The sequence below is a fragment of the Macrococcus equipercicus genome (assembly GCF_004359525.2).
Lineage (GTDB): Bacteria > Bacillota > Bacilli > Staphylococcales > Staphylococcaceae > Macrococcus > Macrococcus equipercicus.
Genome location: NZ_SCWC02000001.1, coordinates 385,592 through 403,896 on the forward strand (window position 1 = coordinate 385,592; position 18,305 = coordinate 403,896).

Sequence of the window (18,305 nt, forward strand, 5' to 3'; positions counted from 1 at the left end):
GGAACGTATGAAGTTCATCACATTTGACAATATCTCAAAAGTATATGATGGTAATCAAGTGCTTGATCATATCAATTTTGACATTGAACAAGGCAAGTTTTATACGCTGCTCGGTCCATCCGGCTGCGGCAAAACAACGATTCTCAGACTGATCGCAGGATTCGAGAAACCGACATCCGGCGATGTTTATTTTGCTGGACAACGTATTAATGACGTGCCGGCGAACAAACGCCAGGTGAACACGGTCTTTCAGGATTATGCCTTATTTCCTCACTTGGATGTCTATGAGAATGTGGCTTTCGGTCTGCGCATCAAAAAGGCGAGTAAGGCTGACATTGCTGCTAAAGTGAAAGATGCCTTGAAACTCGTTAAACTGGAAGGCTATGAAAAACGCCGTATTGATGAGATGAGCGGGGGACAGCGGCAGCGTGTCGCAATTGCGAGAGCCATCGTCAACGAACCTGAAGTCATTCTTCTCGATGAACCACTGAGTGCCCTTGATCTGAAGCTGAGAACTGAAATGCAGTATGAACTGCGGGAAATTCAGCGGCGCCTCGGTATTACATTCATCTTCGTCACACATGACCAGGAAGAAGCGCTCGCGATGAGTGATTATATTTTTGTTATGCGCAATGGTCGTATTGAACAAAGTGGCACACCGCATGATATTTATGATGAGCCGGTCAATAAATATGTGGCTGATTTCATCGGCGAATCCAATATCGTTGAAGGTTATATGGTCAGAGATTATGTCGTGAATATTCATGGGAATGATTATACGTGCGTCGATAAAGGATTTGCGGCGAATGCGCAGGTTGACATCGTCATCCGGCCGGAGGACCTTGAGATCACGACTGTGGATAACGGCAAATTGACGGCGCGGGTTGATTCTCAGCTGTTCAGGGGCGTCCATTATGAAATTTGTCTGTACGATGCGACCGGCCATGAATGGATCTGTCACTCGACAAGACCTGCGCCTATCGGTGAAGCGGTCGGACTGACATTTGATGAGCGGGCCGTGCATATTATGCTGCCGGGTGAGACAGAAGAAGAGTTTGATGCGCGTATTGAGTCTTATGAGGTCAACGCATGAGTCGGGCCAAAAATTATTTTCTGATTCCTTATCTGCTGTGGATTGTCCTGTTTATCATCATGCCGGTCGTGATGATCTGCTATACGAGCTTTAAAGATATGGACAATCACTTTACGCTTGAGAACTACCGGAACTTTTTGTCACCAGTCTATCTGGATATGACATTATCGTCTTTTTTCTATGCGCTGATCATTACAGTGATCTGCCTTATTATTGCCTACCCAGTGGCGCTTGCGCTGAGAAATACTAAAAATAAGCAGTTCTGGCTGCTGCTGATTATTTTGCCGACATGGATCAATCTGCTGCTGAAAACATACGCTTTTATCGGCATACTGAGTAAAGAAGGCACAGTCAATGACGTCATGCGTGCTCTGCACCTGCCGGCATCACAGCTGCTGTTTACGGACGCGGCATTTATTATTGTCTCCGTCTATATTTACATTCCCTTCATGATTCTCCCGATCTTTAACAGCATGGATGAAATTCCGGAAAACTTGCTGCAGGCTTCTCGTGACTTAGGGGCTGACCAGTGGACAACATTCAGGAAAGTCATTATGCCGCTGTCGTGGGAAGGGGTTAAAACAGGTATTCAGGTCACTTTTATTCCTGCGCTCAGCCTGTTCATGATCACGCGGTTAATCGCCGGCAACAAGGTGGTCAATTTAGGAACGGCAATAGAAGAGCAGTTTTTAGTGACGCAGAATTACGGCATGGGCTCAACAATAGCAGTCTTCTTAATACTGGCCATGGCACTCGTTATGGTCATCACTAAAACCAATAAAGAAAGCAGGGACAACCGATGAAGCTACAGGCCAAATTATTTCTCGCTGCCGCTTTATTGCTGCTCTATTTCCCGATTTTCTTTCTGATGTATTATTCTTTTAATGCAGCCGGCAATATGAATCACTTTAAAGGCTTTACGCTCGATCATTATAAGGCGGTTTTTGAGAACAAGCGGCTGCTTGTTATTATCATGAACACGATTGCCGTCGCATTAATTGCAGCGAGCATTTCAACGCTGATTGGCGTCTTTGGCGCATTAGGGATTCACTATATGCGCAATAAACAGCTGAAAATCGGATTGTTGACATTGAACAATATTTTAATGGTCAGTTCCGACGTCGTCATCGGTTCCTCATTCCTCATTCTGTTCACGGTTATCGGTCACTATACAGGTCTCGGCCTTGGCTTCTGGTCAGTCCTCGTGTCTCATATCGCCTTCTGTGTGCCGATTGTCGTGCTGATGGTGCTGCCGAAGCTCTACGATATGAAGCAGTCCATGATTAATGCGGCGACCGACCTGGGCGCTTCAACGTATCAGACGTTGTCCCGGGTCATTATTCCGCATATTATGCCGGGTGCTGTCGCAGGCTTCTTTATGGCGCTGACTTATTCGCTGGACGATTTCACGGTCAGTTTCTTTGTGACAGGTAACGGGTTCAGTGTGCTGTCCGTTGAGATTTACTCAATGGCACGAAAAGGTATATCGATGGAGATCAATGCATTATCGACGTTGCTCTTCCTGATTGTCATGATCATCATTATCATTTATTATTTCCTGTCGACCGGACGAGAACGCCGTAGAAGAGTGAAAGCGGGGGTATTAAAATGAGACGATTGCTGCAGTTAATCGGTGTATCACTGCTCATTGCGGTGCTGCTGCTGTTTTCCACAAGGTTTATTGATCCATCGCCGAAAGCCGGTAAAGGGAATGTCCTCTACGTCTATAACTGGGGTGAGTACATGGACCCTGCCCTGCTTAAAAAGTTTGAAAAAGAGACAGGTATCCGCGTCATCTATGAAACGTTTGACTCCAACGAGTCTATGCTCGCTAAAATTAAAAATGGCGGTACGCATTACGATATCGCTGTCCCGAGTGAATATGCGATCCAGAAGATGGCCGATGATAATCTGCTGATTCCGATCGATCACAAGCAGCTTCCTAACTTGAAAAATATCGACCCATCGTTTATGAATCTTGACTTTGATAAAGAGAACAAATATTCAGTGCCGTATTTCTGGGGGACGGTAGGGATTCTCTATAACCCGAAAGCCACAAAAGGAATTGATTTCTCCAGCTGGAACAGCTTATGGAATAAACGACTGAAAAATAACGTGTTAATCGTCGACGGCGCCCGTGAAGGTATCGGATTTGCGTTGAACAGCATGGGTGAATCGCTGAATGAGACGAATACTGCGAAGCTGAAGCGGGCAGAAGAAAAGCTCGAAAAGCTGTCACCTAACGTCAAAGGGGTCGTCGGTGATGAGATCAATACGATGATGGTCCAGAAAGAAGCGGATGTGGCAGTCGTCTGGAGCGGCATGGGGGCAGATATCATGACGGAAAATGAAAATCTTGATTTTGTCGTCCCGAAAGAAGGCTCCAACTTATGGTTTGACAACATGGTCATTCCGAAGACAGCCCAAAACGTGGAAGGTGCCCATAAGTTCATCAATTTCCTGCTTGACGAGAAAAATGGCAGACAGAACACGGAGTGGGTCGGCTATGCCACACCGAACATGAAAAGTTATCAGCTGCTGGATAAGAAAGTGAGAGAAGACAAACGCTTCTATCCTTCTCAAGCAGTCAAAGATAAGCTCGAAGTATACGAAGACCTGGGTCAGGAAAAAATAGGTGAGTATAACGAGCTGTTCCTGAAGTTCAAAATGTCACTGAAGTGACTGTTAAATGATTAACCATACAGGCATCAGGGTAATGGAGAAGTAACGACATGGATTAAGGAGATGAATTTATGGTAAAAAGAGAATATACACAGACAGTTCGACCTGTCAGCCGAATACCCGAAAAAATATTCGGATGGCTTGCCTGGTTGACACTGCTCGCTATCGCAGGTTTTATACTTTATAGTCTTTTAGTATCGGGCAATGATCCGAACTTCATGGAATCTGCGACATCAGAATTAGAACGTCAGATCACCTCCAATCCTCAAATCGGAGACTTTATGGCGAACAATAATTTGACACCGCAGGAATTCGTCCATTTAATATTGAAGGCCGGCTGGTACGTTCTTGCTTACATGGCACTGCCGTTAATTCTCGGTCTGATCGGCCTGTTATCCATGAAGAACAGAATAGCGGCGGGAGTCCTGCTGTTACTTGCTGGATTACTGACATTACCGATGTTCGCTATTTTCTGGATTCCTTTGTTCTTCCTGATTGCCGCTATTTTATTGTTCATCAGAAAAAACAAAGTTATCCGTAACGACGATTATCACGATGATAATCGCTGTGACACATATGACCGTCATCGTGAAGCCGCACCTGTCTACGTTGACCGTGATGAATCGCTTGACCGTGAACGCAACGACAACTATGAGCCCCGAACAACGAGTCAACCGGCGACCGAACAGCTTGCAGATTATGTCGATACGACTGGACGCCGCAATGAGACGGTTGAACCAGGGACTCAAGAACATGGCACGGTACAGCAGGAATCAGAGGCTTATAGAGACCGCGTCAAATACGTCGATAAAACAAAAGATGCGATGATTGAACGCCGTGAGAATTATAACAACCGCATGAACAACAGAGATTGATAATAAAGAGAGTATGCATCTGGTAAGTCCAGCAGGCATACTCTCTTTTTATAGGTGAATCGATTATTGTAAGTCGATCAGTTTAAGGAACGTCTCTTCAAGTTCATTGATGAATGCCTGGTCAGACTTTAAGGCCGGGTGTTCCGGCGGATATACTTTACCGAACAGCAGTTCACCTTTTTTAACTTCTTTAAGGCGCCGGACAGCAGCCGTCAGTTCTTCATCAGTGACATCGCGCATCAATGTATAATCTTCCTTCATATGGTCTTTCTTCATAATGAAGTCTTCAGGCAGCGCGCGTAGTGTCTGCTGTTTCTGCTGCCAGAGCTCCGCTACATTCGCTTTTTCAGGGGATTCATAAATGACGCCGTACAGCACGAAGGCATGCGAGCCGAATAGACCGATCTGGAAATGGGGCAGCATCTTATAACCGCGTTTATGAGTGGCAAAAGCGACCCATGTATCATTCGGCGGATTGGTCTTACGTCTTAAATGTTTAGCGACATGCGGATAATAGACGTCACCTGTATGTTCTGTGAGAAATGCGCTCATATGTGTCCCGAGGTTGTTCAGCTTCGGCCTGATATGGTCAATCAATGCTGCCATTCTTGGCTCAAGCCCGTCAATATTAAAAACTTCAAAATCTTTTGTCGTAAAATGATAGTTAGCCATGATACCCTCCATTCACATTAATTTTATCATAAGAGGCAGGTTGAATAAATTTTTATTGGCTGTTCGGTCATGTATAATGAAACTATTGCAGGGAGGAATCGACATGACGATTTATGAATTTGCAGAGCAGATCATCTATGAAGCAGGTCAAAATATAAAAAACAAACTGGCGCTGGAGCTGACGATTGAAACCAAGTCGAATCCGAACGACTTGGTGACAAATATGGATAAAGAAACGGAACAGCTGCTCGTCGAGCGCATCAATCAAGCGTATCCGGATCATCATATCATCGGTGAAGAAGGCCATGGTAAGGAAGTCGATACGCTGGACGGTGTCGTCTGGATCATCGATCCGATTGACGGCACATTGAACTTCGTCCATCAGCAGCAGAACTTTGCTATTTCAATCGGCATCTTTAAAGACGGCGAGAAATATGCGGGTCTTGTCTATGATGTGATGAATGATAATCTTTATCATGCCATTGCGGGTGAAGGCGCTTATTTAAATGACATGAAGCTGGGAGCACTAGCCGATACAACACTTAAACGGTCAATTATTTCCTTGAATCCCAACTGGCTGACGAAAGACTGGATAAAAGATGTTTATACACCGATTGTCAAAGATGCAAGAAGCGCACGGAGCTATGGGTCGGCGGCACTGGACTTTGTATTTGTCGCGGCCGGAATTGTCGACAGTTATATGACACTCCGGCTTCACCCCTGGGATTTTGCAGGCGGTATGATTATCGCTGAAGAAACAGGTGCTGTTGTCAGCAATCAGATGGGGGAAACGCTCCATCCGCTGCAATCGAACTCCATCATAGTCGCAAACCAGCAGCTGCACCGTGAAATTGTCAGCGGCTATTTAAGTCGTTATGAGAAAGAACTGACAGAACTGCATCAAGGAATGTTCAGCTCTAGATAATAGGTGCCTTTCGTCCGCCCCTCATTTTTAAAATGCTGTTTCAATAGCAGTGCTATTTTAGCAGGCGGGATTTTTTTGTTGCACCATTGATACATCGCGGATTTGGTCATTTTTCTGTCAGGATAGATTAATAAGTACTCTTTTGCCGCCTGTACAAATAACTGATCAATTGAAATGATAGTCCGGCACGACAGGCAGAGGAACAGCCGCTGGTGGCAGTTAAAGTCACTGATGAGTTGACAGGACGGGCAGCGCAGTCCTTTTTTAACTGATTGAAACGAGATATTGTCTGAGACGTGATGGAAATCATGAATCATCTCAGCAATAATTCTCGTTTTTTTTTTATGGCTGCCTTTAATCTGACTCAGATACGCCGCGATATCATTCTTGAATAGAAAGTGCTGCTTGGAGGCATGACCGTCCAGTGCGAAGCGGTCATTCAGGCAGACGCATTTAATGATGATAGGCAGCTGTTTTAAGCGGGGATCCAGTATATTGTAAATACTGTATTTGACACAGTTCAGATGGACAAGATCAATTTTGACTTCATCCGTGAAGTAGTCAGCCAGCATGCCGTGATGATTGATATAGTGCAGGCCGGAATAATTATTCAGCTTGAACAAATAAATTCCGTCATTTGAAATAAGAACGAGATTGATCAGGGCGTCCTGGTGATAATCCGAATAGTTGAACTGCCAGATGACATCGATGTTGTCCATATCCAGTGCGCTGAGGTATAACTCAAAATGCTGCTCGAGCAGTGTCGTCTCTTTCAGATGACGCAGCAGATCAAGCTGATGAGACGTTAAATCTGTCCGGTGTTTGAGTGCTTCCAGCAGTTCAACCTGCTTATAATTTCTTCGTGCTTTAATGATCATAATGTGCTCCTTTCATTTGATGATTAAAATTTAAAATGAAAAGAGACAAAGTGCAACTTGCAGATTTTAATGAAAAATAAAGAAAAAGCATCCATTTCTTAAGAAATGATGCTTTTTCTTCAAATTCTGCAGAGATAATATGAGTTTTCAGCAAAAATTACAGCCAGCCGTTTTCTCTGTACTTTTTTTTCTGGGTGAAGCCGATACCGAAAATCGAGATAAACAGCAGGAGGCCGATGATCACAGTGAGAATACTGCCTTCAGCAATACCCGCACTAATGACGATCAGCATGATCACTGCCATAATCGCAAGGAACAGAAATATGGATTTGCTTTTTTTCATAGAAACCTCTCTTTATAGAAAATATGAGTTATATATGCTATAATATCACAGTTAGATAATAAACTGTACATGTGAAAGGGATACAATATGCCAAACTTTAGAGAAGATGTACGTAATATTGCCATAATCGCCCACGTCGACCATGGTAAAACGACATTAGTAGATGAATTACTTAAACAATCCGGAATTTTCCGTGAAAACGAGCATGTGGAAGAACGTGCGATGGATTCAAATGATCTGGAAAGAGAACGTGGTATTACGATTTTAGCGAAAAATACAGCGATTGACTATAAAGGAACACGTATTAACATTCTTGATACACCAGGACACGCGGACTTCGGTGGTGAAGTTGAACGTATTATGCGTATGGTTGATGGTGTAGTGCTTGTTGTTGATGCTTACGAAGGAACAATGCCGCAGACGCGTTTCGTTCTTAAGAAAGCACTGGAGCAGAACTTAAAACCAGTCGTCGTCGTCAATAAAATTGACAAACCATCAGCACGTCCTGCTGAAGTGCTTGACGAAGTATATGACCTGTTCATCGAGCTCGATGCTAACGACGAACAGCTTGATTTCCCGGTTGTTTACGCGAGTGCCATTAATGGTACTGCCAGCCTTAATGCAGAGGCTCAGGATGAGAACATGCAGAGCCTGTATGAAACCATTCTTGACTACGTGCCTGCACCAGTTGATAACCGCGAGGAACCGCTGCAGTTCCAGGTTGCGCTTCTGGACTACAACGACTATGTAGGTCGTATCGGTATCGGCCGGGTATTCCGCGGGACGATGGAAGTCGGTCAGCAAGTATCATTGATCAAGATTGACGGAACAGTCAAAAACTTCCGTGTCACTAAAATCTTTGGTTTCTTTGGTCTGCGCCGTGTAGAAATTGAAAAAGCATATCCGGGTGACTTGATTGCCGTATCTGGTATGGAAGATATCAACGTCGGTGAAACAGTGACACCTGTTGATCATCAGGAAGCATTGCCTGTTCTTCGCATCGATGAGCCGACACTGCAGATGACATTCTCTGTCAACAACTCTCCATTTGCAGGTAAGGAAGGTAAATTTGTGACAGCAAGAAATATCCAGGACCGTCTGGAATCTCAGCTTGAAACAGATGTATCACTGCGTGTTGAAGCGGTCGGACCAGACTCATGGACTGTATCAGGCCGTGGTGAACTTCACTTGTCCATTCTCATCGAGAATATGCGCCGTGAAGGATTTGAACTGCAGGTTTCTAAACCACAAGTGATCGTCAAAGAAATTGACGGCAAGAAATATGAGCCATACGAGCGCGTGCAGATTGATGTACCTGAGGAAAATACAGGGTCAGTCATCGAATCGCTGGGTACTCGTAAAGGCGAAATGGTCGATATGATTAATACGGGTAACGGCCAGACACGTCTGATCTTCAATGTACCGGCACGTGGATTGATCGGTTACCGTACTGAGTTCATGTCAATGACACGCGGCTATGGTATTTTAAACCATACATTCGATGAATACCGTCCATTGTTAAAAGGACGTATCGGCGGCCGTCATAATGGTGTATTAGTATCGATGGATAAAGGGGTAGCGAGTACTTATGCGATTCTTGCCCTTGAAGACCGTGGGACTAACTTCATGGAACCAGGAACAGAAGTCTATGAAGGCATGATTGTCGGCGAAAACTCACGCGACAACGACTTAACGGTCAACATCACAAAAGTAAAAGCGGCAAACAACATCCGTTCTGCGACTAAAGAAGCGACAACGACGATGAAAAAACCTCGTATCATGACGTTAGAAGAAGCGCTCGAGTACTTAAATGATGACGAGCTGCTTGAAGTCACACCTGAATCGATTCGTCTGAGAAAGAAAACATTGGATAAAGCGCAGCGCGAAAGAGAACAGAAGAAGCAAAAAGCGGCATTACAGGAACAGGAGTGATCCTATGAATTTTGTTCTGGCGATGGCAAAAGGCGTAAGCGTGAATCCTGACGAACGTATGTCATTTCTGGCAAAATTATTTCAGGTCGACAAACATCCGGGTACAGGAATGTGGTATTTGCTGATAGCCATCTTTATATTGAGTGCTGTCGTCTACAACCTTGGATTTGCAAGAAAGTTAAAGCTCTGGCAGAATGTTGTCATCTATATTATGCTGTTTCTCGGCTGCATCATACTGAACTTCCTGGCAGTATTTCTGCCGGTCGGGGAAAGTCTGATCATCGCGGCGATTGTCCTCGGACTTTACCGCTACCGACTGCATAAAGAAAGACAGCATACTGCGAACTAAAAAAGGAGACCGAAAGGTCTCCTTTTTTATGTGTAGTTTTAAATGAGTCGCGCTCAGCACTTATTTAATAGTGATAGCAGTCACATGATTGATGCGCTGCTTATAGCCGTTATTATAGACAAATGCATCGACCATGCCGTCTTGATACAGGCGTTTACCTTCTTTTGAGAACTGGAAGTAAAGATCAGTCAAATCAGTCAGTGCGATTTCTTCAGTCGTTTCTTCATTAGACAGGGCGATGACAGCTGCATCTTCCCCGGGTTCCGCATTGACAAAGAATGGTTCCATATTGATGACGAATGTTCCTTCAAGCAGTGCCTGCTTTTTGAACTTCTTTTCAGAGTTTAATGTCGGCGGTTTTGAAGCACCTTCTAAAATATCACGGTTCCATTCCCGGTTGTCCTTGAACTTGATCGGTGCCACTCCGGTCTTCTTCCCTTGTTCCATTTCTTCAACAGTGACTTTTCTATCATCGAATATCCATGTGGATGGATCGAGTGTGATAGGGAACTTTACATTGCCTTTAATCTGAATAATCATTTCATTCACTCCTTCATAGCCATTCTAACATAAGGACAGCACTATTTTGCTTGATTTTTAGCGGGTGCTCATATAGAATTTTATATTATAGAATGATAAACGGGGGTGTATGTCTATGCAGGAAGTGAATTATAAACAACAGGCATATGACCAGCTACATCAAGATGCAGATAAAATCCTGCAATTGATCAAAGTGCAGATGGATAACTTAACAATGCCCCAATGTCCGCTATACGAAGAAGTTCTGGATACCCAGATGTTTGGTTTGAGCCGTGAAGTGGATTTTGCGGTCAAAGTGGGTCTTATTGATAGAGAAGTAGGGAAAGCACTGCTGTCCAGTCTGGAAAAAGAACTGTCCAAGCTGCATGATGCTTTTACGAATGTATAGAAGTCTAGAGCCGGCGCTTTAGACTATTTTTTATTAGAATTGAGTGATTGAATTGATGTACCAGCTTAAAAGATTTATTGATTACATAAGAGTGTATTCGAAATATGTTGATTTTACATTGTTGATTTCCTATGTGGCTCTTTGTCTGATCGGTCTTGTGATGATCTACAGCGCCAGTATTGTGGCAGGGCCGAGAGGGATGCTGACAGGCGGCAGCGGTCCGGTCAGTTCTACTTATTTCTACGTGCGTCAATTGTTCGCTGTGATTCTCGGATTCGGTATCGTGTTTTTTATGGCTTACTTCATGCATATCAATATCATTAAAAACAAGCGCTTCCAGCAGTTCGCGATTGTGGTCATGCTTTTTATACTGCTGCTGACATTGATTGCAGGGACAGAAATCAACGGGGCAAAGAGCTGGATCAACTTAGGAGTGATGAGTCTGCAGCCTTCTGAGTTCTTGAAGATAGTGACCATCATCTACCTTGCCTATATTTATGACAAAAAGAAAAACTTAAGCAAGATGAGCGTCGATCTGCTGGCACCTTTAGTTTTGATCGGTCTCTGTTCAGGGCTTGTCCTGCTGCAGCCTGACTTTGGTTCGATGATGCTGATCATGATGATTATTGCCTGCATCTTCTTGTATGCCGGAATTGCTTTTAAGCCGATGATGATCATGGCGGCTATTGTCGGTGGTGTGACCGGACTGATTATGCTGGGTACTTATTTATTTACCGGGCATTTGCTGCTGAAGCACCAGTCGCAGCGGTTTGAAGTGCTGCAGAATCCATTCAAGGACGAAAGCGGGATCGGCTATCAGCTGTCCAACTCACTGCTTGCTATCGGTAATGGCGGATTATTCGGCAGAGGGCTCGGTAACGGGATTATGAAGCTTGGTTATCTGCCCGAGCCGCATACCGATTTCATTTTTGCGGTTATCGCTGAGGAGCTCGGCCTTGTCGGCGTGCTAGTGGTTATTTTTCTGCTGTTCTTTATCGTCTACAAAGGTTTTCTCTATGCCGCACTTGCCAAATCGCTGTTTTATAAACTGATCTGCGTCGGTGTGGCAAGTTATATCGGTATCCAGACGTTCATCAACATGGCCGGTGTCTCGGGGCTGATTCCGCTGACAGGTGTGCCGCTGCCGTTTCTCAGTTACGGTGGTTCAAGTATGCTCAGTCTTTCAATAGCAGTCGGCCTGCTGCTGATGGCTTCCAAGCACGTCAAGCAGGAAGCGGAAAATAAATAGCTGTATGTGTCATTTTGGCGTTCTTTAAAATCAAAGGTATAATGAATAGGCTGATCCTGCCCATATCCCGGTTGATAAAAACAAGTTATTCATATAAGACAGCATCATAATAAATCCCCGCGGTCCTTCCTGGGCCGCGGGGATTTATTCAGCTTCTTAGTCGGGCTCTTGATATCAGTAGAATAAAGTAGCATAGCAAGCCGAATAACAATGTGATAAACAAGGCATGTAAAAGCGCGATATTCAAATTCAGCATCGTCAGGACGCTCAAGGCGCCGGTCGTCACCTGCAGGCAGACTAAAGCGAAAGCGATAGTATAGCCAAATTTAATCACCCGGTACTGTCGATAATGACGCACTGCATGAATGAACAAATAGAGCAGCCAGAAAAAAAGAATAGCAGCAAGAGTCCGGTGGCTCATCTGCACCCACTCATAGAAGTTAGCGGGCAGCGCGAAAGTGCCGCGCCTGCATAACGGCCAGCTGAGGCAGGCAAGACTGGCCTGAGCATGTCTGACAAGAGCACCGCTATAGATGACAAGATAAATGTAGCAGGTGATGGCGATTGTATGATAGCGCAAATGGTTTTTAATGACGATCTGCGTCGCATCGAATTTCTGATCCACCTCGAATATTATAAGCGTTAAAAGAAATACCGAGCTGAAGCTGATGAGTGAAATTCCGAAGTGAAGCGCCAGAATGAAATTGTTCTGCTGCCACATGACAGCGGCCGCACCGATCAATGCCTGGGCAAAGATAAAAGCGATACTCATAAAGCAGAGAAATTTTGTTTCTCTTTTATGGCCGAGATATTTAATGCTTAATATGACCAGCCATGTCACAGAAATTAGAGCGAGCCCTGAAACGCCGCGATGGGCGAGCTCAATCAATGTTTCTTTCGGGATTTGCGTAGGGACAAACTGACCATGACAGAGCGGCCATGATTTACCGCAGCCGTCAGCAGAGCCGGTTTTAGTTACGAGCGCCCCGCCGATCTGGACAATCAGCATCAATATAGTCGTGAATACTGACAGCCATTTTAAATTCTTTTCTTTTAACACTAAATTCACCTCTATAATCATCACAATCATTAAAATTCAAGTTATAAGTTATAAGTACATATGGTAGAATAAAAGAGAATCAGAACGAATTGCCACACATACACTTAAATAATAGTATAACAGTGATTCTCATATGTAAATGTGTCACATCCATGAACTTTGACAGCAGCTGTTCAAGGAGAAAATGTCATAATTTTATTTTTAAATGGTATAGAAAATGTGACGTTTTTGATTTATTATTGTTATTATATGCGTCAGTAGTGCTAAAGGAGGGTGGATATGCAAAATGAAACGATCATCAGAGACATTACAGTGGCTGATGAGAAGTTAACAATTAAAGACGTTAAAGCGATTATAAAACTTGGGCTTGTACAAGGTAACTTGATTCCTACATTCGCTGCAGCATGGCTTGCCATTGTGATGACCGGGCAATCATTTCTAGGCAGCATGCCAGAAGTCATTACGATGCTTTTAGGGTCGACTTTGATTATGGGTGGGAGTTGTGCATTAAATAATTTTTATGATCAGGATATAGATGCATTAATGCCGAGCAAGATGAACAGACCGAGCGTCACCGGTAAAATAAGCAGCGCCAGTATTTTAAAGCTGGCTGTCCTTCTCATTGTTACAGGTGAGATCATGCTGTTTATGATCAATACAACTACAGGCGTCATCGGTTTTCTCGGGGTTTTCGGCTATGTCGTCCTTTATTCCGTCTGGTCTAAACGTCATTTAGTGTCAAACACTATTGTAGGTAGTTTTCCAGGTGCTGTGCCGCCATTAATCGGCTGGGCATGCATCGATCCGTCATTGTCAAAGACAGCGTGGATGCTATTTATTATTATGTTTGCCTGGCAACCTGCTCATTTCTATGCACTTGCCATTAAGCGTCAAGAAGAATATCGTCTGGCAGGCATACCGATGCTGCCGGCAGTCAAAGGATTCAGCCGCACTCGACTAGGCATGCTGTTATGGGTGCTTGCGCTGATTCCTGCGCCGCTGTTCATGGGAGAGTTAGGAACGGTCTTCGTCGTATTAGCTTCTCTTCTCAATCTGGGCTGGTTAGGTCTGGCACTGTCAGGCTTCCGAAAAGGACTGAATGAAGAGAAATGGGCAATGAAAATGTTTATTTATTCTTTAAACTATTTAATGCTCTTTTTTGTTATGATAGTGGTAGTTACTTTAGTTCAAATGATTTAATAATGAATGAGTGAAAGAGGGGTTTATTTTAATGAAAAACAATTTGAAGAACTTAAAATTGTTTAGCCTGATTTTTGTGCTGGTAATGACGCTGGCAGGGTGTGGCAAGCCTTACTTATCAACACTTCGTCCAGCAGGTGAAGTAGCAAAAGAACAATTCGACTTGATGATGCTCTCTATCTTCATCATGCTCTTCGTCATTATTGTCGTGATCGTTGTCTTCATCTTAGCGATTTTACGCAGCAGACGTAGTAAACTTGGCGAAAACTTTATGCCGAAACAAGTACACGGAAATATGAAGCTGGAAATCATCTGGACGCTGTTCCCGATTATCCTGCTGATCATCCTTGCAGTGCCGACTGTCTTACTTACTTTTAAACTTGCAGATGTCAGAGCAATGGACAAAGTAAACTCTAAAGGTGAGAACAAGCAGATGATTGTCAATGTGACATCGCATCAGTACTGGTGGGAGTTTGAATATCCGAACCAGAAGATTGTCACTGCTCAGGAACTTGTTGTACCGACTGACAAAAAAGTATACTTCCGTCTGCATTCAGCAGATGTTAAACACTCATTCTGGATTCCAGCTGTCGGCGGTAAACTAGATACGAACGTAGAAAACATCAATAAATTCTATTTGATTTTTGATGACAAGAAAGCTAAAGAAGCAAACAATATGTTCTATGGTAAATGTACAGAGTTATGCGGTCCTTCTCACGCATTGATGGACTTCAAAGTTAGAGCGCTTCCTGAAGCTGAATTCGATAAATGGGTCAGCGATATGCAGGCAGTTAAAAAACCGGTAGCCTCAAGCAGCGACGCTAAAGACGGGGAAAAAGTCTTCAAGCAGTCATGTGCAGGATGTCACGCCGTAACGCCGACCGGTGTAGGGTCAAAAGGTCCTAACTTAACAGAATTCGGTGATAGAACAAGAATCGCCGGTGTCCTCACTCACAACGAAGAGAACTTGAAAAAATGGATCAAAGATCCAGACAGTGTTAAACCAGGAAATAAAATGGCTGGGCAGTACAAAGTTTCTGACAGCGATATCGATGCATTAGCGAAATACTTAATGGAACGAAAAGTCGGGAACTAAAGTTTAAAGGGAGGTTACACAATTGTCTACACAGACTAAAAGAGGATTTGGGGCAACAGTCAAGGATTACTTGACCACTGTTGACCACAAAAAAATTGCGATTCTTTACTTGATTATGGGTGGGTTGTTCTTCGCTATGGGTGGTCTGGAAGCGATGTTCATTCGTATCCAGCTGGCAGTACCGGAAAACGACTTTGTATCAGCAGGTCTATTCAACCAGATCATTACAATGCATGGTACTACAATGATTTTCCTTGCAGCAATGCCTTTGTTATTCGCATTTATGAATGCGGTCGTGCCGCTGCAAATCGGTGCGCGTGACGTTGCATTCCCATTCTTGAATGCATTAGGTTTCTGGTTATTCTTCTTCGGCGGAATCTTCCTGAACTTATCATGGTTACTTGGCGGCGCACCTGATGCCGGCTGGACATCATACGCTTCACTTTCACTGGCATCAGCAGGTCATGGTATTGACTTCTATGCATTAGGTTTACAGATTTCTGGTGCCGGAACATTGATTGCCGGGATTAACTTCCTTGTAACCATTGTTAATATGAGAGCACCAGGTATGACATACATGCGTATGCCGCTATTCACCTGGACAACATTCGTTGCCAGTGCACTAATCGTCTTCGCATTTCCACCACTGACTATCGGTTTATTCTTACTGATTTTCGATAGAATGTTCGGTACAGGATTCTTCATTGTCTCTCAAGGTGGTAACACGATTATCTGGGAACACTTATTCTGGATTTTCGGTCACCCGGAAGTATATATCTTAATCTTACCGGCATTTGGTATTTTCTCAGAAATCATCCCGACATTCTCACGTAAAAGATTGTTCGGTTACTCAGCAATGGTATTTGCCACTGTACTGATTGGTTTCCTTGGCTTCATGGTGTGGGCGCACCATATGTTCACAGTAGGTCTTGGACCGACAGCGAATGCCATCTTCGCCTTAGCAACAATGGCGATTGCAGTACCAACAGGGGTTAAAGTCTTCAACTGGCTGTTAACTGTCTGGGGCGGTAGTGTTGAATTTACGACACCTATGCTTTATGCACTAGCGTTTATCCCTTCATTCGTAATGGGTGGGGTTACAGGTATCATGCAGGCTTCTGCTCCAGCGGATTACCAGTTCCATGATACGTATTTCATCGTTGCGCATTTCCACTATGTTATCGTCGGTGGTGTCGTGTTTGCCTTACTGGCAGGTCTTCACTTCTACTGGCCGTTAATGTTCGGTAAGATGCTGAGCGATAAGCTGGGCAAAATTGCTTTTGTCCTGTTCTTCACAGGTTTCCACTTAACATTCTTAGTACAGCATTTCCTTGGTCTATGGGGTATGCCAAGACGTGTCTTCACATACTTACCAGGACAAGGCTATGACTTATTCAACATGATTTCTACTATCGGTGCTTTAACAATGGCCGTAGCAGTGATTATTACAGTAATCAACATCATCATGACATTCGCTAAAGCACCTCGCGTTGGTCGCGATGCATGGGGCGACGGTCGTACGCTTGAATGGTCATTACCACAACCAGTGCCATTCTATAACTTTGCTCAAACACCATTAGTACGCGGTTTAGATGCATTCTGGCTGGAGAAAACTAAAGGCGACGGTAAAATCTTACCGGCTGAATCTTTAGGTGAAATCCATATGCCTAACAATTCAATTATTCCGTTTATCCAATCACTCGGATTATTTGTAGCAGCATTCGGTGCCTTGTATTTCGCTGATGGTAAAGACTGGGCAATTGAAGCAGTTAAGGAATTACCAGTACAGCCATGGGCTCCTTTCATCATCGGCCTTGGCCTTGCGATTACAGCGGGCGGAATGATTGCTCGTTCTCTTATGGATGATCATGGTTACCATATCTCCAAAGAAGAGTTAATTGAGTATGAAAGAGGTGTGAAATAATGGCACATGTAGAAGAACCAATAACGGCTGAAAGATGGCCGAGCCATCCTGAAACTGCATCGATGGAAGGAAAGAACAAACTGACCGGCTTCTGGGTTTTCCTGGGCGGTGAGACAGCATTGTTCGCTTCATTGTTTGCAACTTACTTGACACTGAAAGACCATGTACCTAACCAGGAACACTTATTAGCAAAACAGTTATTCCACTTACCACTCGCATTTGTTATGACGATGTTACTGTTAACATCGTCACTGACAAGTGTCTATGCTATTTACCACATGAAAAACTATAACTTCGGTAAGATGAGATTATGGTTTATCATCACGATTTTACTGGGCTTCGGCTTTCTGGCTCTTGAAATCTATGAGTTCACTGAATATATTCATCAAGGTCATACGTTCAGATCAAGCGCGTTCGGTAGTGCGTTCTACTTCTTAGTCGGAACACATGGTGCCCACGTATTAATCGGACTTGTCTGGATGATCCTGCTGGTTGTCAGAAACAATTCTCGCGGCTTGTCAGTATATAACGCTGCTAAATTCAATACAGTTTCTCTATACTGGCATTTCATTGACGTTGTTTGGGTATTCATCTTTACAGTAGTTTACTTGTTAGGGGTGCTGGGATAATGACAAATCACGAAAACAAACGAGTAATCAACGAACAGCAGGTCACTGAACATGTGAAAGTAAGAGACGTAGACACTGTTGAAACACACAGTGCAGCGGTTCATGCACCCGTGTTCAACCGAGCAAGATTTGAGTACGATAAACGCGTAAGAACAGAAGAAATGAGAATGCAGGTCACTACATTCGCTGTCATGATTTTCTTGACGTTCATTGCCTTTGCAATGACTGCAGCCGGCTTAAGCAAAGATTTTGTACTGCCAGTCATTTTATTACTGGCGTTAATACAGGTTATTCTTCAGTTCTTCTACTTCATGCACATGAAGCATAAAGGACATGATATTGCTAAGCTGTTCATGCTTTTCGGTATGTTCCTTGCGATGACATTCGTCGTCACTGCGCTCTACTTAATGTGGTTAGGTTCACCGCTGAAATAACAACAAAAACACCGCTGACTTGTCAGCGGTGTTTTT

Annotated in this window: 20 protein-coding genes; 15 read left to right on the top strand and 5 right to left on the bottom strand. The window is 43.9% G+C overall.

Annotated features, from left to right (window positions below; genetic code table 11):
* Nucleotides 1–7: 7 nt before the first annotated feature.
* The 5 genes from ERX35_RS01960 (at nt 8) to ERX35_RS01980 (ending at nt 4,650) form a co-directional block, all read left to right on the top strand.
* Nucleotides 8–1,093 carry an ABC transporter ATP-binding protein gene (locus ERX35_RS01960; RefSeq protein WP_149458221.1) on the top strand — a complete coding sequence of 362 codons (1,086 nt, stop codon included), beginning with the start codon at nt 8–10 and terminating at the stop codon, nt 1,091–1,093.
* Nucleotides 1,090–1,896: an ABC transporter permease gene (locus ERX35_RS01965; RefSeq protein ID WP_149458222.1), complete on the top strand. Its 807-nt coding sequence runs from the start codon at nt 1,090–1,092 to the stop codon at nt 1,894–1,896. Before ERX35_RS01960 ends, ERX35_RS01965 begins: the two co-directional genes overlap by 4 nt.
* Nucleotides 1,893–2,705 (top strand): ABC transporter permease, encoded by an 813-nt coding sequence (locus ERX35_RS01970; protein ID WP_149458223.1) that lies wholly within the window; start codon nt 1,893–1,895, stop codon nt 2,703–2,705. The genes ERX35_RS01965 and ERX35_RS01970 overlap by 4 nt, the downstream gene beginning before the upstream one ends.
* Nucleotides 2,702–3,775 (top strand): ABC transporter substrate-binding protein, encoded by a 1,074-nt coding sequence (locus ERX35_RS01975; protein WP_149458224.1) that lies wholly within the window; start codon nt 2,702–2,704, stop codon nt 3,773–3,775. Before ERX35_RS01970 ends, ERX35_RS01975 begins: the two co-directional genes overlap by 4 nt.
* Nucleotides 3,776–3,846: 71 nt before the next feature.
* Nucleotides 3,847–4,650, top strand: coding sequence for a DUF4064 domain-containing protein (locus tag ERX35_RS01980; protein ID WP_149458225.1), 804 nt, complete (start codon nt 3,847–3,849; stop codon nt 4,648–4,650).
* Between the two features lie 63 nt (nt 4,651–4,713).
* Here the strand turns inward: ERX35_RS01980 and ERX35_RS01985 are convergent, their stop codons facing one another.
* Nucleotides 4,714–5,322, bottom strand: a complete 609-nt coding sequence (locus ERX35_RS01985) for a YktB family protein (protein ID WP_149458226.1) — start codon at nt 5,320–5,322, stop codon at nt 4,714–4,716.
* A 103-nt stretch (nt 5,323–5,425) separates the two neighbouring features.
* Between ERX35_RS01985 and ERX35_RS01990 the strand changes: the two genes are divergently transcribed.
* Complete coding sequence (locus tag ERX35_RS01990) at nt 5,426–6,247, top strand: inositol monophosphatase family protein (RefSeq protein ID WP_149458227.1); 822 nt, start codon at nt 5,426–5,428, stop codon at nt 6,245–6,247.
* Here the strand turns inward: ERX35_RS01990 and ERX35_RS01995 are convergent.
* Together ERX35_RS01995 and ERX35_RS02000 are read right to left on the bottom strand one after the other, a co-directional pair.
* Complete coding sequence (locus ERX35_RS01995; protein WP_149458228.1) at nt 6,223–7,125, bottom strand: hypothetical protein; 903 nt, start codon at nt 7,123–7,125, stop codon at nt 6,223–6,225. The two genes, ERX35_RS01990 and ERX35_RS01995, sit on opposite strands and share 25 nt — an antisense overlap.
* 157 nt (nt 7,126–7,282) lie before the next feature.
* A complete protein-coding gene (locus tag ERX35_RS02000; RefSeq protein ID WP_149458229.1) occupies nt 7,283–7,468 on the bottom strand; it encodes a DUF5325 family protein in 186 nt (61 codons plus the stop codon).
* An 87-nt stretch (nt 7,469–7,555) separates the two neighbouring features.
* Between ERX35_RS02000 and typA the strand changes: the two genes are divergently transcribed.
* Together typA and ERX35_RS02010 are read left to right on the top strand one after the other, a co-directional pair.
* Nucleotides 7,556–9,400, top strand: a complete 1,845-nt coding sequence (gene typA / locus ERX35_RS02005; RefSeq protein ID WP_149458230.1) for a translational GTPase TypA — start codon at nt 7,556–7,558, stop codon at nt 9,398–9,400.
* 4 nt (nt 9,401–9,404) lie between these two features.
* Nucleotides 9,405–9,749 carry a YlaH-like family protein gene (locus tag ERX35_RS02010; RefSeq protein ID WP_149458231.1) on the top strand — a complete coding sequence of 115 codons (345 nt, stop codon included), beginning with the start codon at nt 9,405–9,407 and terminating at the stop codon, nt 9,747–9,749.
* 60 nt (nt 9,750–9,809) lie between these two features.
* Here ERX35_RS02010 and ERX35_RS02015 read toward each other — a convergent pair whose 3' ends face one another.
* Complete coding sequence (locus tag ERX35_RS02015; protein ID WP_149458348.1) at nt 9,810–10,286, bottom strand: hypothetical protein; 477 nt, start codon at nt 10,284–10,286, stop codon at nt 9,810–9,812.
* Nucleotides 10,287–10,404: 118 nt separating this feature from the next.
* On the opposite strand from ERX35_RS02015, the gene ERX35_RS02020 reads away from it, so the two are divergent.
* Nucleotides 10,405–10,677: an Fpa/YlaN family protein gene (locus tag ERX35_RS02020; protein ID WP_149458232.1), complete on the top strand. Its 273-nt coding sequence runs from the start codon at nt 10,405–10,407 to the stop codon at nt 10,675–10,677.
* A gap of 55 nt (nt 10,678–10,732) precedes the next feature.
* A complete protein-coding gene (locus ERX35_RS02025) occupies nt 10,733–11,926 on the top strand; it encodes an FtsW/RodA/SpoVE family cell cycle protein (protein ID WP_149458349.1) in 1,194 nt (397 codons plus the stop codon).
* A 148-nt stretch (nt 11,927–12,074) separates the two neighbouring features.
* Here the strand turns inward: ERX35_RS02025 and ERX35_RS02030 are convergent, their stop codons facing one another.
* The gene (locus ERX35_RS02030) at nt 12,075–12,986 is read right to left on the bottom strand and encodes a COX15/CtaA family protein (RefSeq protein ID WP_149458233.1); all 912 of its coding nucleotides are present in this window, start codon (nt 12,984–12,986) and stop codon (nt 12,075–12,077) included.
* A 279-nt stretch (nt 12,987–13,265) separates the two neighbouring features.
* On the opposite strand from ERX35_RS02030, the gene cyoE reads away from it, so the two are divergent.
* From cyoE to ERX35_RS02055, 5 genes are read left to right on the top strand one after another with little or no spacing between them, the layout of a single operon-like run.
* Nucleotides 13,266–14,186 (top strand): heme o synthase, encoded by a 921-nt coding sequence (gene cyoE / locus ERX35_RS02035; protein WP_149458234.1) that lies wholly within the window; start codon nt 13,266–13,268, stop codon nt 14,184–14,186.
* Between the two features lie 31 nt (nt 14,187–14,217).
* Nucleotides 14,218–15,282, top strand: a complete 1,065-nt coding sequence (gene coxB / locus ERX35_RS02040) for a cytochrome c oxidase subunit II (RefSeq protein WP_149458235.1) — start codon at nt 14,218–14,220, stop codon at nt 15,280–15,282.
* Between the two features lie 22 nt (nt 15,283–15,304).
* The gene (locus ERX35_RS02045; RefSeq protein WP_149458236.1) at nt 15,305–17,206 is read left to right on the top strand and encodes a cytochrome c oxidase subunit I; all 1,902 of its coding nucleotides are present in this window, start codon (nt 15,305–15,307) and stop codon (nt 17,204–17,206) included.
* Nucleotides 17,206–17,835 carry a cytochrome c oxidase subunit 3 gene (locus ERX35_RS02050; RefSeq protein ID WP_149458237.1) on the top strand — a complete coding sequence of 210 codons (630 nt, stop codon included), beginning with the start codon at nt 17,206–17,208 and terminating at the stop codon, nt 17,833–17,835. The genes ERX35_RS02045 and ERX35_RS02050 overlap by 1 nt, the downstream gene beginning before the upstream one ends.
* On the top strand, nt 17,835–18,269 hold the full coding sequence (locus ERX35_RS02055) for a cytochrome C oxidase subunit IV family protein (protein WP_149458238.1): 435 nt from the start codon (nt 17,835–17,837) through the stop codon (nt 18,267–18,269). The genes ERX35_RS02050 and ERX35_RS02055 overlap by 1 nt, the downstream gene beginning before the upstream one ends.
* The last annotated feature ends 36 nt before the right edge of the window (nt 18,270–18,305 follow it).

What these genes read in the sequence shown, in the direction of transcription:
- ERX35_RS01960 (WP_149458221.1), top strand. Translation starts at nt 8, where the DNA reads ATGAAGTTCATCACATTTGACAATATCTCAAAAGTATATGATGGTAAT.
- ERX35_RS01980 (WP_149458225.1), top strand. Translation starts at nt 3,847, where the DNA reads ATGGTAAAAAGAGAATATACACAGACAGTTCGACCTGTCAGCCGAATA.
- coxB (WP_149458235.1), top strand. Translation starts at nt 14,218, where the DNA reads ATGAAAAACAATTTGAAGAACTTAAAATTGTTTAGCCTGATTTTTGTG.
- ERX35_RS02050 (WP_149458237.1), top strand. Translation starts at nt 17,206, where the DNA reads ATGGCACATGTAGAAGAACCAATAACGGCTGAAAGATGGCCGAGCCAT.
- ERX35_RS02025 (WP_149458349.1), top strand. Translation starts at nt 10,733, where the DNA reads ATGTACCAGCTTAAAAGATTTATTGATTACATAAGAGTGTATTCGAAA.
- ERX35_RS02020 (WP_149458232.1), top strand. Translation starts at nt 10,405, where the DNA reads ATGCAGGAAGTGAATTATAAACAACAGGCATATGACCAGCTACATCAA.
- ERX35_RS01990 (WP_149458227.1), top strand. Translation starts at nt 5,426, where the DNA reads ATGACGATTTATGAATTTGCAGAGCAGATCATCTATGAAGCAGGTCAA.
- ERX35_RS01965 (WP_149458222.1), top strand. Translation starts at nt 1,090, where the DNA reads ATGAGTCGGGCCAAAAATTATTTTCTGATTCCTTATCTGCTGTGGATT.
- ERX35_RS01995 (WP_149458228.1), bottom strand. Translation starts at nt 7,125, where the DNA reads ATGATCATTAAAGCACGAAGAAATTATAAGCAGGTTGAACTGCTGGAA.
- ERX35_RS01970 (WP_149458223.1), top strand. Translation starts at nt 1,893, where the DNA reads ATGAAGCTACAGGCCAAATTATTTCTCGCTGCCGCTTTATTGCTGCTC.
- typA (WP_149458230.1), top strand. Translation starts at nt 7,556, where the DNA reads ATGCCAAACTTTAGAGAAGATGTACGTAATATTGCCATAATCGCCCAC.
- ERX35_RS02010 (WP_149458231.1), top strand. Translation starts at nt 9,405, where the DNA reads ATGAATTTTGTTCTGGCGATGGCAAAAGGCGTAAGCGTGAATCCTGAC.
- ERX35_RS01975 (WP_149458224.1), top strand. Translation starts at nt 2,702, where the DNA reads ATGAGACGATTGCTGCAGTTAATCGGTGTATCACTGCTCATTGCGGTG.
- ERX35_RS02000 (WP_149458229.1), bottom strand. Translation starts at nt 7,468, where the DNA reads ATGAAAAAAAGCAAATCCATATTTCTGTTCCTTGCGATTATGGCAGTG.
- ERX35_RS01985 (WP_149458226.1), bottom strand. Translation starts at nt 5,322, where the DNA reads ATGGCTAACTATCATTTTACGACAAAAGATTTTGAAGTTTTTAATATT.
- cyoE (WP_149458234.1), top strand. Translation starts at nt 13,266, where the DNA reads ATGCAAAATGAAACGATCATCAGAGACATTACAGTGGCTGATGAGAAG.
- ERX35_RS02055 (WP_149458238.1), top strand. Translation starts at nt 17,835, where the DNA reads ATGACAAATCACGAAAACAAACGAGTAATCAACGAACAGCAGGTCACT.